Raw genomic sequence first — 14515 nt, 5'->3', positions numbered from 1 at the left:
CGGCCAGCGAGTTGCCGCGCACCTGCAGCTGGCCGTCCAGCGCGCGGGCGTCGAGCAGCGATGCGGCCGTGCCTGCGAAAGCGATGCGGCCGTCACGCTGGGTCAGTTCGGCACGCAGCTGCACCGGCGGCAGGCCGGTGTCGGCGGGCGCGAGCAGGGCCAGCCCGGCGCCGGCTTCGGCCTTCAGCGCGAGTTGCTGGCCGCGCAACTTGCCCTTCAAGTCGGCCGTCCACTGACCGTCGGCCTGGGTCGCGAAGCGGGCGTCGCCGACCAACAGCAGCGGCGCATCGTCCAGCTGGGCGCTGCCGTGGCGGACGACGAGGTGGTCGATCTGCGGCAGCTCGGCCGGCTCATCGCGGGCGCCCGAGGGTTGCACCGGCCAGGCCGTGCGGCCGGCGGCGTCACGCTGCCAGTTCAGGGACAAGGACTCGGCCTGTACCAGGCGCAGCCGCAGCGGTGCGCCGCGGCGCCAGGCCCAGATGTCACCCCATTGCCAGTTCAGCAGCACGTCCTTGGCGTCGGCCAGGGGCTCGCCGCGGGTGCCGCTGACGCGCAGCCGGGGGGCCTCAAGCCGAGGTTTCCACAATAGGTGCAGCCGAGCACCGGCGTCCATGTCCAGGCCGCGCTCGGCCTGGGCGGCCAGCCGGGGCGCGAGGCCGGGCCAGCCGGCCAGATCCATGCCCACGACGGCAATGACGACCAGCACGACGGCGCCGGCAATGGTGACGGCGACTTTCATGAAGGCATGCTCGCGGCCGGTTGCCGGGACCGGCGTGGGACGGGGGGCCCCATGCCTGTAGGACGCTGGCTGACACACGCGCCTGTCGGTTCGGTCCGACAGGCGATCGGCGCCTGGGCCGAAATCGGGCGCGGCCCGAGGCGTCCAAAGTATGAAAACCGGCCTGATGGCCTCGCACCGGAAAGGACGCCCCAATGAAACAGCACACCACTGCCCGCCTGCCCCTGCTAGCCACCCTCGCCATGGCCGCTGCGCTTGGCGCCTGCAGCCGGCAGCCCGACGATGAACTGAGCGCCGGCCAGCGCGCGGACAACGCCGTGGCCGATGCCAAGCGCGAAGGCAGCGAAGTCCTGGCCGACGCCCGCATGTCGGCGCGCGAGGCCGCGGATGCGACAGCCCGCGTTTCTTCAGACATGAACATCACGGCCAAGGTCAATGCCGCGCTGGCCGTGGATGACCAGCTGAAGGCCACGCAGATCAATGTCGACACCCGTGACGGGCAGGTGACGCTGTCCGGTCAGGCGCCCGACCCGAGGTCGCGCGAGCGCGCTACGTCGCTGGCCGCGGCCATCGACGGGGTGAAGCAGGTCAACAACCAGCTGGTGGTCACCCGCAACGGCTGACCCTGCAACTCGCCAAAGCAAAGGCGCCCCGCGAGGGCGCCTTTGCTTTGGCCGCGTCGGCATGCCGTCCGACAGTCCACCGCCGGCCGTAACGATAGCCTTGTCTAGACAACTGCAATCGCTTACTCATGGCCGCCCCTGTTTCTGCATTGAAACGCTTCATGACCGTGGCCAAACCCTATTGGGTGGGCGACCGGCGCGTCTGGGCCTGGGCCTTTCTGGTCGGGCTCATCGTGCTGATGCTGGCCGAGACGCAGTTCGCCGTGCTGCTGAACAACCAGACCGGCGAGCTGACCTCGGCACTGGCGGCGCGCGACGAGCCGCGCTTCTGGGCCGCGGTGCGCGCCATGCTGTGGATCATGGCCTTCGCGGTGCCTATCTTTGCCATCTACTACTACGCCCGCGACGCCTATGCCAACGACTGGCGGCGCTGGCTGACCCACCGCTTCCTGGACGGCTATCTGCGCGAGCGCCGTTACTTCCACATCGCCGGCGACGAGATCGACAACCCGGACCAGCGCATCGCCGACGACATCAACACCTTCACCAGCCGGTCGCTGCACTTCCTGCTCATCCTGCTGGGCTCGCTGATGCAACTGGTGGCCTTCAGTGCCGTGCTGTGGTCGCTGTCGCATTCGTTGGTGGGCTTTCTCGTCGTCTACGCAGTGGCCGGCACCCTGCTGTCTCTCGGCCTGTTCGGGCGGCCGCTGATCCGGCTCAACTACTGGCAGCTCAAGCGCGAGGCGGACTTCCGCTTCCGGCTGATGCGCGTGCGCGAGAACGCCGAGTCCATCGCCTTCTATGGCGGCGAAGACCAGGAGCGCCACCAGCTGCAGCAGCGCCTGCGCGCCACGCTGCTGAACACACGCAAGCTGATCCGCGCGCAGTTCGGGCTCAACCTTTTCCAGCGGGCCTTCAGCCAGCTGAGCCTGCTGGTGCCCAGCGTCGTGCTGGCCGCTGACGTGCTTGGCGGCCGGTTGGAGGTGGGCCAGGCAGTGCAGGCCGGCGGCGCCTTTGCGGCGGTGCTGGGGGCGGTGTCCCTCATCATCGACAACTTCGAAAGCCTCTCGCGCTTCGTTGCCGGCATCGACCGCCTGCATGTGATGACCGAAGTGCTGGATGCGGCACTGCCCGAGGCGGGCATCGACCGCCAGGAAGGCCGCGAGCTGAACATCAAGGACCTCACCGTGCACGCGCCGGGCAGTGACCGGGTGCTGGTCGAAAAGCTCTCCCTGCACGTGCCGGAAGGCGGCTCACTGTTGATCACCGGTGCCAGTGGCTGTGGCAAGAGCTCGCTGCTGCGCGCCATCGCCGGCCTGTGGACCCAGGGCAGCGGCCAGGTACTGCACCCGCCGCGCGAGGATGTCTTTTTCCTGCCGCAGCGGCCCTATCTGCAGGTGGGCACGCTGCGCAGCCAGCTCATCTACCCCAGCACGCAAAGCAAACTCGACGACGAGGCGCTGCTGAAGGTGTTGGACGAGGTGCAGCTGCGCCACCTCGCCGAAGGCGACAGCGGCCTGGACCGCAGCGAGGACTGGGAAAAGCTGCTCAGCGGCGGCGAGCAGCAGCGCCTGGCATTCGCGCGCCTGCTGGTGCATGCGCCGCGCCTGGCTATCCTGGATGAGGCCACCAGCGCACTGGACGACGCCAACCAGAAGCGGCTGTACCAGCGGCTGGCCGAACGCGGCACCACCCTGATCAGCATCGCCCACCGCGCCGCCGTGGCGGGCTTTCACCGCCATGTGCTGAAGCTGACCGGTGGCGGGCGTTGGACGCTGGCGAAGACGCCGCGCCGGCCAGCTGACAAGCCGGACAAGTGAGGGTTCGCGCGCAAGGGTCGGGTAGGAAATCGTCGCTACGATCCGCGCACTTCCTGCTGCTAGCCTGCGCGCCTTCCCGATGGACCTGACGATTGCCGCGATCCTGGGCCTGGATGGCCTGACCAACGGCGCGATCTACGCGCTGGTCGCCCTTGCCCTGGTGCTGGTGTTCTCGGTCACCCGCGTCATCTTCATTCCCCAGGGCGAGTTCGTTGCCTTCGGCGCGCTGACGTTGGCTTCACTGCAGATGGGCAAGGTGCCGGGCACCGTGTGGCTGCTGCTGATGATGGCCATTGCGGGCGCTGTGCTGGACGTGATTCAGGGTTTGCGGGAGCGGCGACCGATGGCGCGCATCGCTTTCGGGCTGATGCAGACGCTGAGCTTTCCCATCGGCATGGCTGTGGCTTTGCCGATGTTGGCGCAGGAACAGCCAGCGCTGTGGATCCAGGTGCTGTTGACGCTGGCCATCGTCACGGCGATGGGCCCGCTGCTCTACCGCCTGGCCTACCGCGCGCTGTCCGGCGCCAGTGTGCTGACGCTGCTCATCGTGTCCGTCGGCGTGCACTTCGCGCTGACCGGCGTCGGCCTGGTCTTCTTCGGTGCCGAGGGCTATCGCACGCCAGCCTTCTGGGAAGCGCGTTACGACGTCGGGCCGCTGAGCTTCACGGGCCAGACGCTGATCATCTTCGGCGCCTCCATCGCGCTGCTCGTGGCGATGTTCTTCTTCTTCGAGCGCACGCTGATGGGCAAGGCCCTGCGCGCCACCTCGATCAACCGCATCGGCGCTCGGCTGATGGGCATCTCGGGCGATGCGGCCGGCTCGCTGAGCTTCACGATGGCGGCCTTCATCGGCGCGCTGTCGGGCCTGCTGATCTCGCCGTCGACGACCATCTATTACGACACCGGCTTCCTGATCGGCCTGAAGGGCTTCGTCGCCGCGGTGTTCGGCGGCTTGGCCAGCTTCCCGATGGCGCTGGCCGGTGCGATCGGCGTCGGCCTTATCGAGAGCTTCGGCTCCTTCTGGGCCAGCGCCTTCAAGGAGGTCATCGTTTTCACGGTGATCCTGCCCATCCTCCTCTGGCGGTCCTTCGTGGATCCGCACCACGAGGAGCATTGACATGAACCGCACGCATCTGTCGGTCGCGGCGGCCGTCCTGCTCCTCGTGCTGCCCTTTGTGCCTGTGCCGGACTTTTGGATCACGCAGCTCAACTACATCGGCCTCTTTTCGTTGGTCGTGCTGGGCCTGGTGCTGCTGACCGGCGTGGGCGGCCTCACGTCATTCGGCCAGGCCGCGTTTGCCGGCGTCGGCGCCTACGCGACGGGTTATCTGACGACGGTGCTCGGGCTGTCGCCCTGGCTGGGCCTCGCCGCAGGTTTGGCGATCACGCTGGTGTTGGCCCTGGTCATCGGCGCGCTGACACTGCGCATGTCGGGCCACTACCTGCCGCTGGCCACCATCTGCTGGTGCCTGGCGCTCTATTTCCTCGTCGGAAACCTCGAGCCTCTCGGCAAATACGACGGTCTGCTGGGCCTGCCGGCCATCACGCTTGGTGACTTCAGCTTCCAGAGCGAGCGCCGCATCTATCTGCTGATCTGGCTGGCGGCCCTGCTCGCCGCTTTGGGCGTCACGCGGCTGCTGGATTCGCGGCCAGGCCGCATCATGCGAGCGCTCAACACCAACCGCGGCGGCGGCTCGACGATGCCCGAGGCCATGGGCGCGTCGACCTTCCGCTACAAGCTCATCATGTTCGTCATCGCGGCGCTGCTGGCCTCGGTGTCGGGCTGGCTGTATGCCCACATGCAGCGCAGCGTGAACCCCTCGCCCTTCGGCATCAAGTTCGGCATCGAATACCTCTTCATGGCCGTGCTGGGCGGCATCGGCACGGTGGGCGGCGCCTTCACCGGCGCGGCGCTGGTGAAGCTGGCGGAGGACCAGCTCAAGGTCGTGCTGCCGCTGGTGTTCGGCGGCTCGGGCAATTACGAAATCATCGTCTTCGGTGTCGTGCTGGTGCTGGTGCTGCGCTTTGCGCCGGATGGGCTGTGGCCGCTGATTGCACGCTGGCTGCCGGCGGGCCGTGCGAAGGCGGTGGACGAATCGGTGCCGGCCCTGAGCGCGCGCAGCCACCCGCAGCCCGGCGCGGCGCTGCTGGACGTGCGCAAGATCCGCAAGCAGTTCGGTGGCCTGGTCGCCGTCAACGACATCAGTTTTGTCATCCGCGCCGGCGACATCGTCGGCCTCATCGGCCCCAATGGCGCCGGCAAGAGCACGACCTTCAACCTTGTCTCCGGCGTATTGCCGCTCACCAGCGGCGAGGTCGAGCTGCTCGGCCAACGCATGGACGGCCGCGAGAGCCGCGACATCGCCCGCGCGGGCCTCAGCCGGACCTTCCAGCATGTGAAGCTGGTGCCCGACATGACGGTGCTGGAGAACGTCGCGCTGGGCACCTACTTGCGCACCAAGAGCGGCACCGTGCGCGCGATGCTCGGCCTGAACAGAGCCGAGGAGGCGCAGGCGCGCGCCGAGGCCATGCGCCAGCTGCGCCGCATCGGCCTGGCCGAGCAGGCGCACGAGCTGGCCGGCAATCTCGCGCTGGGCCCGCAGCGGCTGGTCGAGATCGCCCGCGCGCTGGCCAGCGACCCGTCGCTGCTGCTGCTGGACGAACCCGCCGCCGGCCTGCGCCACAAGGAGAAGGAAGCGCTCGCCGAAGTGCTGCGGCAGCTGAAGGGCGAGGGCCTGTCGCTGCTGCTCGTGGAGCACGACATGGACTTCGTCATGAGGCTGACCGATCGCATCGTCGTCATGGAGTTCGGTCGCTGGCTGATGGAGGGCACACCAGCCGAGGTGCAGGCCAGCCCGGCGGTGCGTGCGGCCTACCTGGGAGCGGACGAATGAGCGCCTTGCTGGAGGTCGTCGACCTGCACGCCGGCTATGGGCGTGCCGAGGTGTTGCATGGCCTGAGCTTCACCGCGGCGGAGAAGAGCGTCGTCACCGTCATCGGCCCCAACGGTGCGGGCAAGTCCACGCTGCTGGGCGCGCTGATGGGCTTGATCCCGTCGCGCGGCAGCACATTGCGCTTTGCCGGCGAAGACATCGCCAAGCTGACGCTGGAAGAACGCGTGCTCGCCGGATTGGCCCTGGTGCCCGAGAAGCGCGAGTTGTTCGGCACCATGACCGTCGAGGACAACCTGCTGCTCGGCGGCTGGCGGCCCAAGAAGCTCGGCGACAAGCGCTGGCGCGACGGCATGGAAAGCGTCTACACGCGCTTCCCGCGTTTGAAGGAGCGAAGCAAGCAGGCAGCCGGCACTTTGTCCGGCGGCGAACGCCAGATGCTGGCCCTGGGCCGCGCGCTGATGGGCCAGCCCAAACTGTTGATGCTGGACGAACCCAGCCTGGGCCTGGCACCGCTCATCGTGCGCGAGATCTTCACCATCGTGGACGACCTGCGCGCCAGTGGCGTCAGCATCCTGCTCGTCGAGCAGAACGCGCGTGCGGCGCTGCGAGTGGCCGATCACGGGCATGTGCTGGAGACGGGGGAGTTCGGGCTCAGCGGGCCGGCGGATCAGCTGGCGGCGGATCCGAGGGTCATTGAGACGTACCTGGGTGCGGGGCGAAAAGAGTAACGTGGGACGTTCCGTCATCTGGCGCGACGCCAGGCTCTGTCGCATATCAGGAGCAGAGGTATGAAGCTATTCATTGCGAAGATCGTTATCGCGGCAATGGCCATAGGTGCAATCGTCTTGGGCGCTAGTAGCCAAATCGCGCCGGGGATTGCCGGCTGGAAGGTGCTGCTCGGGGCGGCTGCATTCGCCGCCGTGTTGTTATCGGCAGTGCTGGTGCATGCCTTCCTGGTGGGATCGCTTCGGGAATTGCTGCTCCGCTGGGGCGCCATCGATACGCAGTGGCTGTGGACGCCCGACTATCCCGAGGGTTTCAAGCGCTACTGGCGCCGCGGCTCGAAAACAACCACCGAATGAGCGCTACGGCCTGACGAACTTCGTCCGCGCAATACCGAACATGCGCCGCCAAGCTCAGCTCAGCTGAGCTGAGCTGAGCTGAGCTGAGCTGAACCCGCGAAGCCCCAATTCGTGGGCGGCCCCGACCACGACGGCCCGTCCGTCGCCGCAGCAGCGACGCTCACTGCGCCGTCATGCCCCCATCCACCGCCAGCGACTGCCCCGTCAGATACCGCGCCTTGTCGCTTGCCAGGAAGACGATGGTCTGCGCGATCTCGTCCACCGTGCCGGCGCGCTTGGCCGGGATGGCGGCGAGCAGGCCGGCCTTGGCGTCTTCGCTGCGGCCGAGGAAGCGTTCCATCATGTCGGTCTGGACAGGTCCCGGCGCGACGGCGTTGACGCGCACGCCGGCGGCGGCGCCTTCGAGCGCGGCGCTCTTGGTCAGGCCTTCGACCGCATGCTTGCTGGCCACATAGACCGACGCGCCCGCAAAGCCGATCAGCCCGGCCACCGACGACAGGTTGACGATGGCGCCGCTGCCCTGGGCCAGCATGGCGCGCATCTCGTGCTTCAGCGAGAACAGCACGCCGCGCACATTGGTGTCGAAGATGGCGTCGTAGTTCTCGGTGCTCTGCTCGGCGATCGGGCCGTTGCTGCCCTCGGTGCCGGCGTTGTTGACGGCCACGTCCAGGCGGCCGAAGCGCTCGACCGTCTGCTCGACGAGCGAGCGCACCTCGGCCTCGTGGCGCACGTCGGCGCGGATGAAGGTGGCGTCTGCGGCGCCTTGCGTTTTCAGTTCGGCGGCCAGAGCCTGGCCTTCGGGTTCGCGGCGGCCGCTGACGACGACGACTGAGCCTTCCTTGGCAAAGGCGAGGGCGGTGGCGCGGCCAATGCCGGTCAGGGCGCCGGTGATGAGGACGATGCGAGACGAGGTCATGGAAATGACTCCAGTGGTTGAGTGAACTCACTGTGATTGCTGCCTCCTCAATGCAGAAGCCGGCCGGTTTGCCTAAGATTTATTCCAATCAAGACTGAAGCGAGCAGCCATGGACCGATTGCAGTCAATGCAGACCCTGGTGCGGGTCGTCGAGCTGGGCAGCTTCTCGGCGGCGGCGCGCGAACTGGGCAGCACGCAGAGCGCCGTCAGCAAGCAGGTGGCGGCGCTGGAGAAGGCACTGGGCGCGCAGCTGCTGGCCCGCAGCACGCGGGCGCTGAAGCTCACCGACGCGGGCGAGCGCTATGTGGAGCAGGCGCGGCGGTTGGTGGCCGAGATCGGCGAGGCCGAGAGCGAGCTGCGCGACGGCGAGCACCGGTTGCAGGGTTGGCTGCGCGTCGCGACGTCGGTCAGCTTCGGCCGGCTCAAGCTGCTGCCGCTGGTGCGCAGCTTCCTGGCTGCACACCCTGGCGTGAGGATCGATCTGCGCGTCAGCGACGGCTTTGTCGACCTCATCGAGCAGGGCATCGACGTGTCGGTGCGCATCGGCGAGCAGCCGGACTCCAGCCTTGTCGCGCGCCGCATCGGCACGACGCGGCGCTTGGTCGTCGCGCGGCGCGGCTACTTCGAGGGGCGGGGTGAGCCGCCGCGCGAGCCGGCGGATCTGTTGGCTCACAACTGCCTGGTCTACAGCGAACTGCGCTCGCGTGACGCCTGGACGCTGGAGGCCGGCCCGGGCGCCAGCGCCGCGCCGGGCAGCCTCGTCACGGTGCAGGTGGTTGGCAATCTGCAGACCAACAATGGCGAGGTCATTCGCGAGGCGGTGCTGAGCGGCATGGGCCTGGCCTTCGGGCCGACCTGGCTGTTCGAGGCCGAGCTGGCCAGCAGCGAGGTGGAGCCTGTGCTGCCTTGTTGGCCGGGGCGAGACATCCCCATCCAGCTCGTCAGCCCGCCGCAGCGGCGCAACTCAGCCAAGGTCAGGGCATTTGGCGATCACCTGGCGGCCGGGCTGGCCTGAGTGCGCTGCCAGGCGAGCAGCAGGTTGTTGGCCGGCATGTCCAGCCGCTCGCGCAATTGCAGGCCCACGGCCGCGGCCTCGGTGGCGACATCGGCCAGGCGGCGCAGGCCCCAGGCCGGGTTGCGCGCGCGCAGGTCGGCGTCGAAGGCGAGATTGCTCGGCGCCGTGGCCTCCCCGTCGACGAGGTAGGGCCCGTAGGTGAGCAGCAATCCTTCGGGCACRAGATGCCGCGCGGCGCCTTGCATCAGCCCCGCCGTGCAGGCCCAGGGCGCGATGTGGATCATGTTGGCGCAGTAGATCGCGTCGACCTGGGCCGGCACGCCGGGCCAGGTCGCATCGAGCACGTCCAGCGTGATTGGCGGGCGCACCCGGGCCAGGCCTTCGCACCATGCGGCGATGGAGGGCAGGGAGGCCGCGTCGAAATCGCTGGGCTGCCAATGCCAGCCGGGCAGGCCTTCGCTGCAGAAGGCCGCGTGCTGGCCCGTGCCGCTGGCAATCTCCAGCATGACGCCTTGTGCGGGCAGCAGGCGCTGCAGGGCCGCGAGGATGGGCGGGCCGTTGCGTTCGGCGGCGGGGCTGTGGCGGCGAGGGTTGTCCATGGCGGGCATCTTGCCTTGCCGCCGCTAACCTTGCCCCTCATGGCCTATCTGCACCGCGATGCCATCGCCGACGACCTGCCGCGCATCGTCGACATCTACAACTTCGCCGTCGCCACGCGCACCTGCAGCTGCGACCTCGAACCGACGACCGTGGCCAAACGCCGCCCGTCTTTCGACCAGCACACGCCCGACCACCGACCGCTGTGGGTGGCCGAGGACAGCGACCATCCCGGCCAGGGAGCCATCGGCTATCTCGGCTTCTTCCATTTCATGAACGAAAGGCCGGGCTACTTCATCACCGCCGACCTGGCCATCTATCTGCACCCGGACTACCAGGCCAAGGGCCTGGGCAGCTATCTGTTGGCACAGGCCATCGCCAGTTCGCCCGCGCTGGGCATCGAGACGCTGACGGCGACGATCTTTGCGTCCAACGTTGGCAGCCTGCGCCTGTTCGAGAAGCATGGCTTCGAGCGCTGGGGCTTCATGCCGCGGGTGGCGCGGCTGGAGGGCGTGGAGAAGGACCTGGTGCTGGTGGGGCGACGGCTGAGCTGACGGCGACTCCCATCGGCCGCGGAAAGAAAGACTTGCGGCGCGCRCCGTTTCGCCAGGGCGCGGCGCTGGGCACAGTGGTCCGGTCTTCAACGGAGCCTTCCATGACCCTCAAGCTGTACCGCCACGCCTTGTCCGGCCACGCCCACCGCGCCGAGCTCGCACTGTCCCTGCTGGGCCTGCCGCATGAACTCGTCGACATTGACTTCGCCACCCGCGCACACAAGACGCCCGAGTTCCTCGCCCGCCATCCCTTCGGCCAGTTGCCGCTGCTGGATGACGACGGCCATTGCGTCTGGGACAGCACGGCCATCCTGGTCTACCTGGCCAGCAAGTACGACCCGGCGGGCCGCTGGCTGCCGGCCGACGCCGCCGGTCGCGCGGCGGTGCAGGCCTGGCTGTCGGTGGCCTCGGGCCTGATCGCCTTCGGCCCCGCGGCGGCCCGCCTCGTCACCGTGTTCGGCGCACGCTTCGATGCCGACGAGGTGATCAACCGGGCTCACACCTTGTTCAAGGTCATGGAAGGCGAGCTGGCTCGTCGCTCCTTCCTGGTCGGCGACCACGCCACGCTGGCCGACATCGCCGGCTACAGCTATATCGTCAACGCGCCCGAGGGCAATGTGGACCTGGCGCCTTATCCGGCGCTGCGTGCCTGGCTCGCGCGCATCGAGGCGTTGCCGGGCTTTGTGCCTTTCAAGACCACGCCGGCCGGCCTGCGGGCCGCCTGAAATGAAGCCCCTCGCCCGGTCCCATCCCGCTGAACGCGGCTGTGCCCGGCCGGTCCCCCGAGGGGACGGCGATGCTCCCGGCATCGAGCCGCGAGCACATCGCCAGGGCGGGCCGGCTAGGGAGCGGCCCGGCGCTCGGCCCGCAAATACGAAAGGCCACTGAAAATGGATCAACCCTTCCACGCCGGCGAGGTCGCCGTGCAGTCTCGCGTCGGCGTCGCCGAGCGCATGGCCGAGGTCGGTCGCCGCGTCGTGCGCGACCACWTGCCCGAGCAGCACCAGCGCTTCTACGAGCAGCTGCCGCTGATGCTGGCCGGCAGTGTGGACCCGACCGGTCGGCCCTGGGCCACGGTGCTGGTGGGGCCGCCGGGTTTCGTGCAGGCGCCGGATGCCTGGCATCTGACCTTCGCGGCCACGCCCATCCCGGGTGATCCGGCCGCGGCCGGCATGACACCGGGCGCGCGGCTCGGCTTGCTGGGCATCGAGCTGCACACGCGGCGGCGCAACCGCGTCAACGGCAAGCTGCTGACGGTCGAGCCCTCAGGGTTGCGGCTGCAGGTGGAGCAGACGGTAGGCAACTGCCCGCAGTACATCCAGGGCCGCGAGGTCGAGTGGTTGCGCGATGCGGCGGACACGCGGCCGCGCACCATCGAACGCGTGTCGCAACTGGACGGCGACGCGGCGTGGCTGATCGCCGCCGCCGACACCTTGTTCGTCGCCACGCATGCGGGCGCGGCAGGGGCAGATGTGTCGCACCGCGGCGGTCCCGCCGGCTTCGTCACGCAAGAGGACGCACGCACGTTGCTGGTGCCGGACTACTCCGGCAACCGCATGTTCATGACGCTGGGCAATCTGCAACTCGACGGACGCGCGGGTCTGCTCTTCATCGACTTCGAGCGCGGCGATCTGTTGACATTGACCGGCCGCGCCGAGATCGTCTGGGACGGGCCGGAACTGGCCGTGCTCGACGACAAGGCCGAGCGCGCCTGGCGCTTCCACCTGGATGAGGGCTGGTGGCTGCGTGATGCGCTGCCGCTGCGCTGGCGGTTCCGCGACTGGGCACCGCAGAACGTTTAGCGCAGGGCGGGATTCGCCCGCAAGGCGTCAACCGCCAGATCGATGAAGGCGCGCACCTTCTGCGTCATGTGCCGGCCCTCGTGATGCACGATGTGGACGGGGATGGCCGATGGCTCGAAATCCTCCAGCAGCGGGACCAGCTCGCCGCGGGCCAGCGCGTCGGCCGCCTGGTAGCTGAGCAAGCGCACCAGCCCCAAGCCCGCCAGCGCAAAGGAGCGGGCCGCGTCATTGGTTGTCGTGCGCAAGCGGGGCCGGATGCGCTGCACCAGCGGCCGGCCCGCTTCGGCGAAGCGCCATTCGGGGTAGGGCGCGACCTGGGTGGGCTGGATCAGCGTATGCCGGGACAGCTCTTCGGGACGCTGCGGCCGGCCATGCGCGGCGAGATAGCCCGGGGACGCCAGCAGCATGCGCCGCACCTGGCCAACGCCGATGGCGCGCAGGGAGGAGTCCGGCAGCTCGCCGATGCGCACGGCCACGTCCAGGCCCTCGTCGACGAGGTTGACGACGCGGTCGACGAAGACGCATTGCGCGTCGACGTCCGGGTAGCGCTGCAGATAGTCGGTGACGATGGGCGTGACGTGCAGGTTGCCGAACAGCACCGGCGCCGTGACGCTGAGCAGGCCCTTGAGCTGGCTGCGGCTGCCGCTGGTGACGGCCTCGGAGTCGCCCACGTCGGCGAGGATGCGCCGGCAGTCCTCGGCATAGCGGGAGCCGGCCTCGGTGACGCGCACGGCGCGGGTGGTGCGCGTCAGCAGGCGCACGCCCAGGCGCTCTTCCAGTTCGGCCACAGCGCGCGTGACGACTGGGGCCGACAGGTCCAGCTTGCGCGCCGCGCTCGCGAAGCCGCCGCTGTCGACGACAGCGACGAAGACTTCCATGGCCTGCAGGCGATCCACGGATCAGGCCAGGCGCCCGGCCTGGAAGTCGCGCACCGCTTGCACCAGTTCGGCCTCGGTGTTCATGACAAAGGGGCCGTACTGCGCGATGGGCTCGCCCAGCGGCTTGCCGGCAATCAGCAGCGCGCGGGTCGGCTGGTCGCCAGCTTGCAGGCGTACGCCGTCGCTGCCGGGCGTGTTGGCGAGGATGGCCATGCGGCCCGAGGGCACCTGGCAGCCGGTCTCGAACTTCAGCCCGCCTTCGTAGACGTAGACGAATGCATTGAACTCGGGCGGCAGCAATTGCTCGAAGCGGGCGCCGGGCGCGAAGTGCAGGTCGAGGTATAGCGGCTCGGTGCTGTCGCGCTGCACGGCACCCTCGACACCATGGCTCGCGCCGGCAATGACGCGCGCCTTGACGCCGTCGCGCTCGAACTCCGGCACCTCGTGGCTGGCCACATCGCGGTACCAGGGCGCGCGCAGCTTGTCCTTGGCGGGCAGGTTGAGCCAGAGCTGGAAGCCGGCCATGCGGCCCGCGTTCTGCTCCGGCGTCTCGCTGTGGATGACGCCGCGGCCGGCGGTCATCCATTGCACGCCGCCGTCGCTGATCAGGCCTTCGTTGCCGGCCGAATCGCGGTGGCGCATGCGGCCATTGAGCATGTAGGTGATGGTCTCGAAGCCGCGGTGCGGGTGGTCAGGGAAGCCGGCGATGTAGTCGTCGGGATTGTCCGTGCCGAAGGCGTCGAGCATCAGGAAGGGGTCCAGCCGGCGCTGCAGGTTCTGCGTCAGCACGCGGTTGAGCTTGACGCCGGCACCGTCGCTGGTCGGCTGACCAGCGACGAGGCGCTCGACCTCGCGCGGTTGGTTCAAAAGGGACGTAGCGACGGTGCTCATGGCAAGTCCTTAAGCGGTGAGCAGTTGAGTGATTTGCGAACGGGCATTGGCAAGACCTTGCTCAGCGGCGAAGGCCATGCCCTCAGCGTAGACGAACTCGACATCGGTCATGCCCAGGAATGCCAGCACGGCCCGCAGATAGGGCGTCATCTGGTCGCTGGGCTGGCCGCGATGGATGCCGCCGCGGCTGGTGACGATGACCACCTTCTTGCCGGTCACCAGGCCGACCGGGCCCTTCTCACCGTACTTGAAAGTGACGCCAGCGCGGGCGACGGCGTCGATCCAGTTCTTGAGCTGGGCGGTGATGTTGAAGTTGTACATCGGCACGCCGATGACGACGGTGTCGGCGGCCTGCAACTCGGCGATCAGCGCGTCGTCCAGCGCGACGCGGGCGGCCTGCTCGGGCGTGCGCTGGTCGGCAGGCGTGAACAGGGCGCCCAGCGCGGCCTCGTCGAGCACAGGTTGGGGTGTCAGCGTCAGATCGCGCACGGTGGTCGTGGCGCCAGGGTTGGCGGCGCGCAGGCCGGCGGTCAGTTCGCTGGCCAGGCGGGTGGAGACCGAGCCTTGGTCATCGGTGGCACGACGGGCGCTGGCGTTGATTTGCAGGATGTTCATTCGGGTGCTCCAGGTTGGCGGTTGCGATGGAATGAACTCTAGAACTGTCCAATCAACTTCAGAAGTTGGTGATTTGCATATGATTGTTC

General features: G+C 68.5%; 16 protein-coding genes. 10 read left to right on the top strand and 6 right to left on the bottom strand.

The features are described from left to right. A partial coding sequence (locus AC1DU6_RS07470) for an AsmA family protein (RefSeq protein WP_477856480.1) occupies positions 1 to 739 on the bottom strand: 739 nt, incomplete at its 3' end. A 194-nt stretch (positions 740 to 933) separates the two neighbouring features. Here AC1DU6_RS07470 and AC1DU6_RS07465 point away from each other — a divergent pair. From AC1DU6_RS07465 to AC1DU6_RS07440, 6 genes are all read left to right on the top strand, one after another. Beyond that, complete coding sequence (locus tag AC1DU6_RS07465) at positions 934 to 1362, top strand: BON domain-containing protein (protein ID WP_477856478.1); 429 nt, start codon at positions 934 to 936, stop codon at positions 1360 to 1362. A gap of 128 nt (positions 1363 to 1490) precedes the next feature. After that, a complete protein-coding gene (locus AC1DU6_RS07460) occupies positions 1491 to 3182 on the top strand; it encodes an ABC transporter ATP-binding protein/permease (RefSeq protein ID WP_235532117.1) in 1692 nt (563 codons plus the stop codon). Positions 3183 to 3261: 79 nt separating this feature from the next. Beyond that, positions 3262 to 4299 carry a branched-chain amino acid ABC transporter permease gene (locus AC1DU6_RS07455; protein WP_477856476.1) on the top strand — a complete coding sequence of 346 codons (1038 nt, stop codon included), beginning with the start codon at positions 3262 to 3264 and terminating at the stop codon, positions 4297 to 4299. A 1-nt stretch (position 4300) separates the two neighbouring features. Then, on the top strand, positions 4301 to 6076 hold the full coding sequence (locus AC1DU6_RS07450) for a branched-chain amino acid ABC transporter ATP-binding protein/permease (RefSeq protein WP_457320218.1): 1776 nt from the start codon (positions 4301 to 4303) through the stop codon (positions 6074 to 6076). Beyond that, positions 6073 to 6804, top strand: coding sequence for an ABC transporter ATP-binding protein (locus AC1DU6_RS07445; RefSeq protein ID WP_457320219.1), 732 nt, complete (start codon positions 6073 to 6075; stop codon positions 6802 to 6804). Before AC1DU6_RS07450 ends, AC1DU6_RS07445 begins: the two co-directional genes overlap by 4 nt. A gap of 60 nt (positions 6805 to 6864) precedes the next feature. Next, complete coding sequence (locus AC1DU6_RS07440; RefSeq protein ID WP_457320221.1) at positions 6865 to 7158, top strand: hypothetical protein; 294 nt, start codon at positions 6865 to 6867, stop codon at positions 7156 to 7158. Between the two features lie 160 nt (positions 7159 to 7318). On the opposite strand, the gene AC1DU6_RS07435 is transcribed toward AC1DU6_RS07440, so the two are convergent. Beyond that, positions 7319 to 8074, bottom strand: a complete 756-nt coding sequence (locus tag AC1DU6_RS07435) for a glucose 1-dehydrogenase (RefSeq protein WP_457320223.1) — start codon at positions 8072 to 8074, stop codon at positions 7319 to 7321. Positions 8075 to 8183: 109 nt separating this feature from the next. Here AC1DU6_RS07435 and AC1DU6_RS07430 point away from each other — a divergent pair, with 109 nt between their 5' ends. Beyond that, complete coding sequence (locus AC1DU6_RS07430; RefSeq protein ID WP_457320224.1) at positions 8184 to 9089, top strand: LysR family transcriptional regulator; 906 nt, start codon at positions 8184 to 8186, stop codon at positions 9087 to 9089. On the opposite strand, the gene AC1DU6_RS07425 is transcribed toward AC1DU6_RS07430, so the two are convergent. Next, positions 9065 to 9688, bottom strand: a complete 624-nt coding sequence (locus AC1DU6_RS07425) for a DUF938 domain-containing protein (RefSeq protein WP_457320226.1) — start codon at positions 9686 to 9688, stop codon at positions 9065 to 9067. The genes AC1DU6_RS07430 and AC1DU6_RS07425 overlap by 25 nt on opposite strands. A gap of 39 nt (positions 9689 to 9727) precedes the next feature. Between AC1DU6_RS07425 and AC1DU6_RS07420 the strand changes: the two genes are divergently transcribed. The 3 genes from AC1DU6_RS07420 (at position 9728) to AC1DU6_RS07410 (ending at position 12042) form a co-directional block, all read left to right on the top strand. Then, positions 9728 to 10240: a GNAT family N-acetyltransferase gene (locus AC1DU6_RS07420; RefSeq protein ID WP_457320228.1), complete on the top strand. Its 513-nt coding sequence runs from the start codon at positions 9728 to 9730 to the stop codon at positions 10238 to 10240. 101 nt (positions 10241 to 10341) lie between these two features. Then, positions 10342 to 10965, top strand: a complete 624-nt coding sequence (locus tag AC1DU6_RS07415; protein ID WP_457320230.1) for a glutathione S-transferase family protein — start codon at positions 10342 to 10344, stop codon at positions 10963 to 10965. Positions 10966 to 11130: 165 nt separating this feature from the next. Continuing rightward, positions 11131 to 12042 (top strand): pyridoxamine 5'-phosphate oxidase family protein, encoded by a 912-nt coding sequence (locus AC1DU6_RS07410; protein ID WP_477856472.1) that lies wholly within the window; start codon positions 11131 to 11133, stop codon positions 12040 to 12042. On the opposite strand, the gene AC1DU6_RS07405 is transcribed toward AC1DU6_RS07410, so the two are convergent. The 3 genes from AC1DU6_RS07405 to AC1DU6_RS07395 are packed head-to-tail and all read right to left on the bottom strand — an operon-like array spanning position 12039 to position 14426. Further along, positions 12039 to 12938 carry a LysR family transcriptional regulator gene (locus AC1DU6_RS07405; protein WP_477856470.1) on the bottom strand — a complete coding sequence of 300 codons (900 nt, stop codon included), beginning with the start codon at positions 12936 to 12938 and terminating at the stop codon, positions 12039 to 12041. The two genes, AC1DU6_RS07410 and AC1DU6_RS07405, sit on opposite strands and share 4 nt — an antisense overlap. A 3-nt stretch (positions 12939 to 12941) precedes the next feature. Further along, positions 12942 to 13811, bottom strand: a complete 870-nt coding sequence (locus AC1DU6_RS07400) for a pirin family protein (protein WP_477856468.1) — start codon at positions 13809 to 13811, stop codon at positions 12942 to 12944. 9 nt (positions 13812 to 13820) lie between these two features. Continuing rightward, positions 13821 to 14426, bottom strand: coding sequence for an FMN-dependent NADH-azoreductase (locus AC1DU6_RS07395; RefSeq protein ID WP_477856466.1), 606 nt, complete (start codon positions 14424 to 14426; stop codon positions 13821 to 13823). Between the last annotated feature and the right edge of the window lie 89 nt (positions 14427 to 14515).

Source organism: Roseateles sp. P5_B10, assembly GCF_056400485.1.
This window is presented reverse-complemented; position numbering and strand designations above follow the sequence as displayed.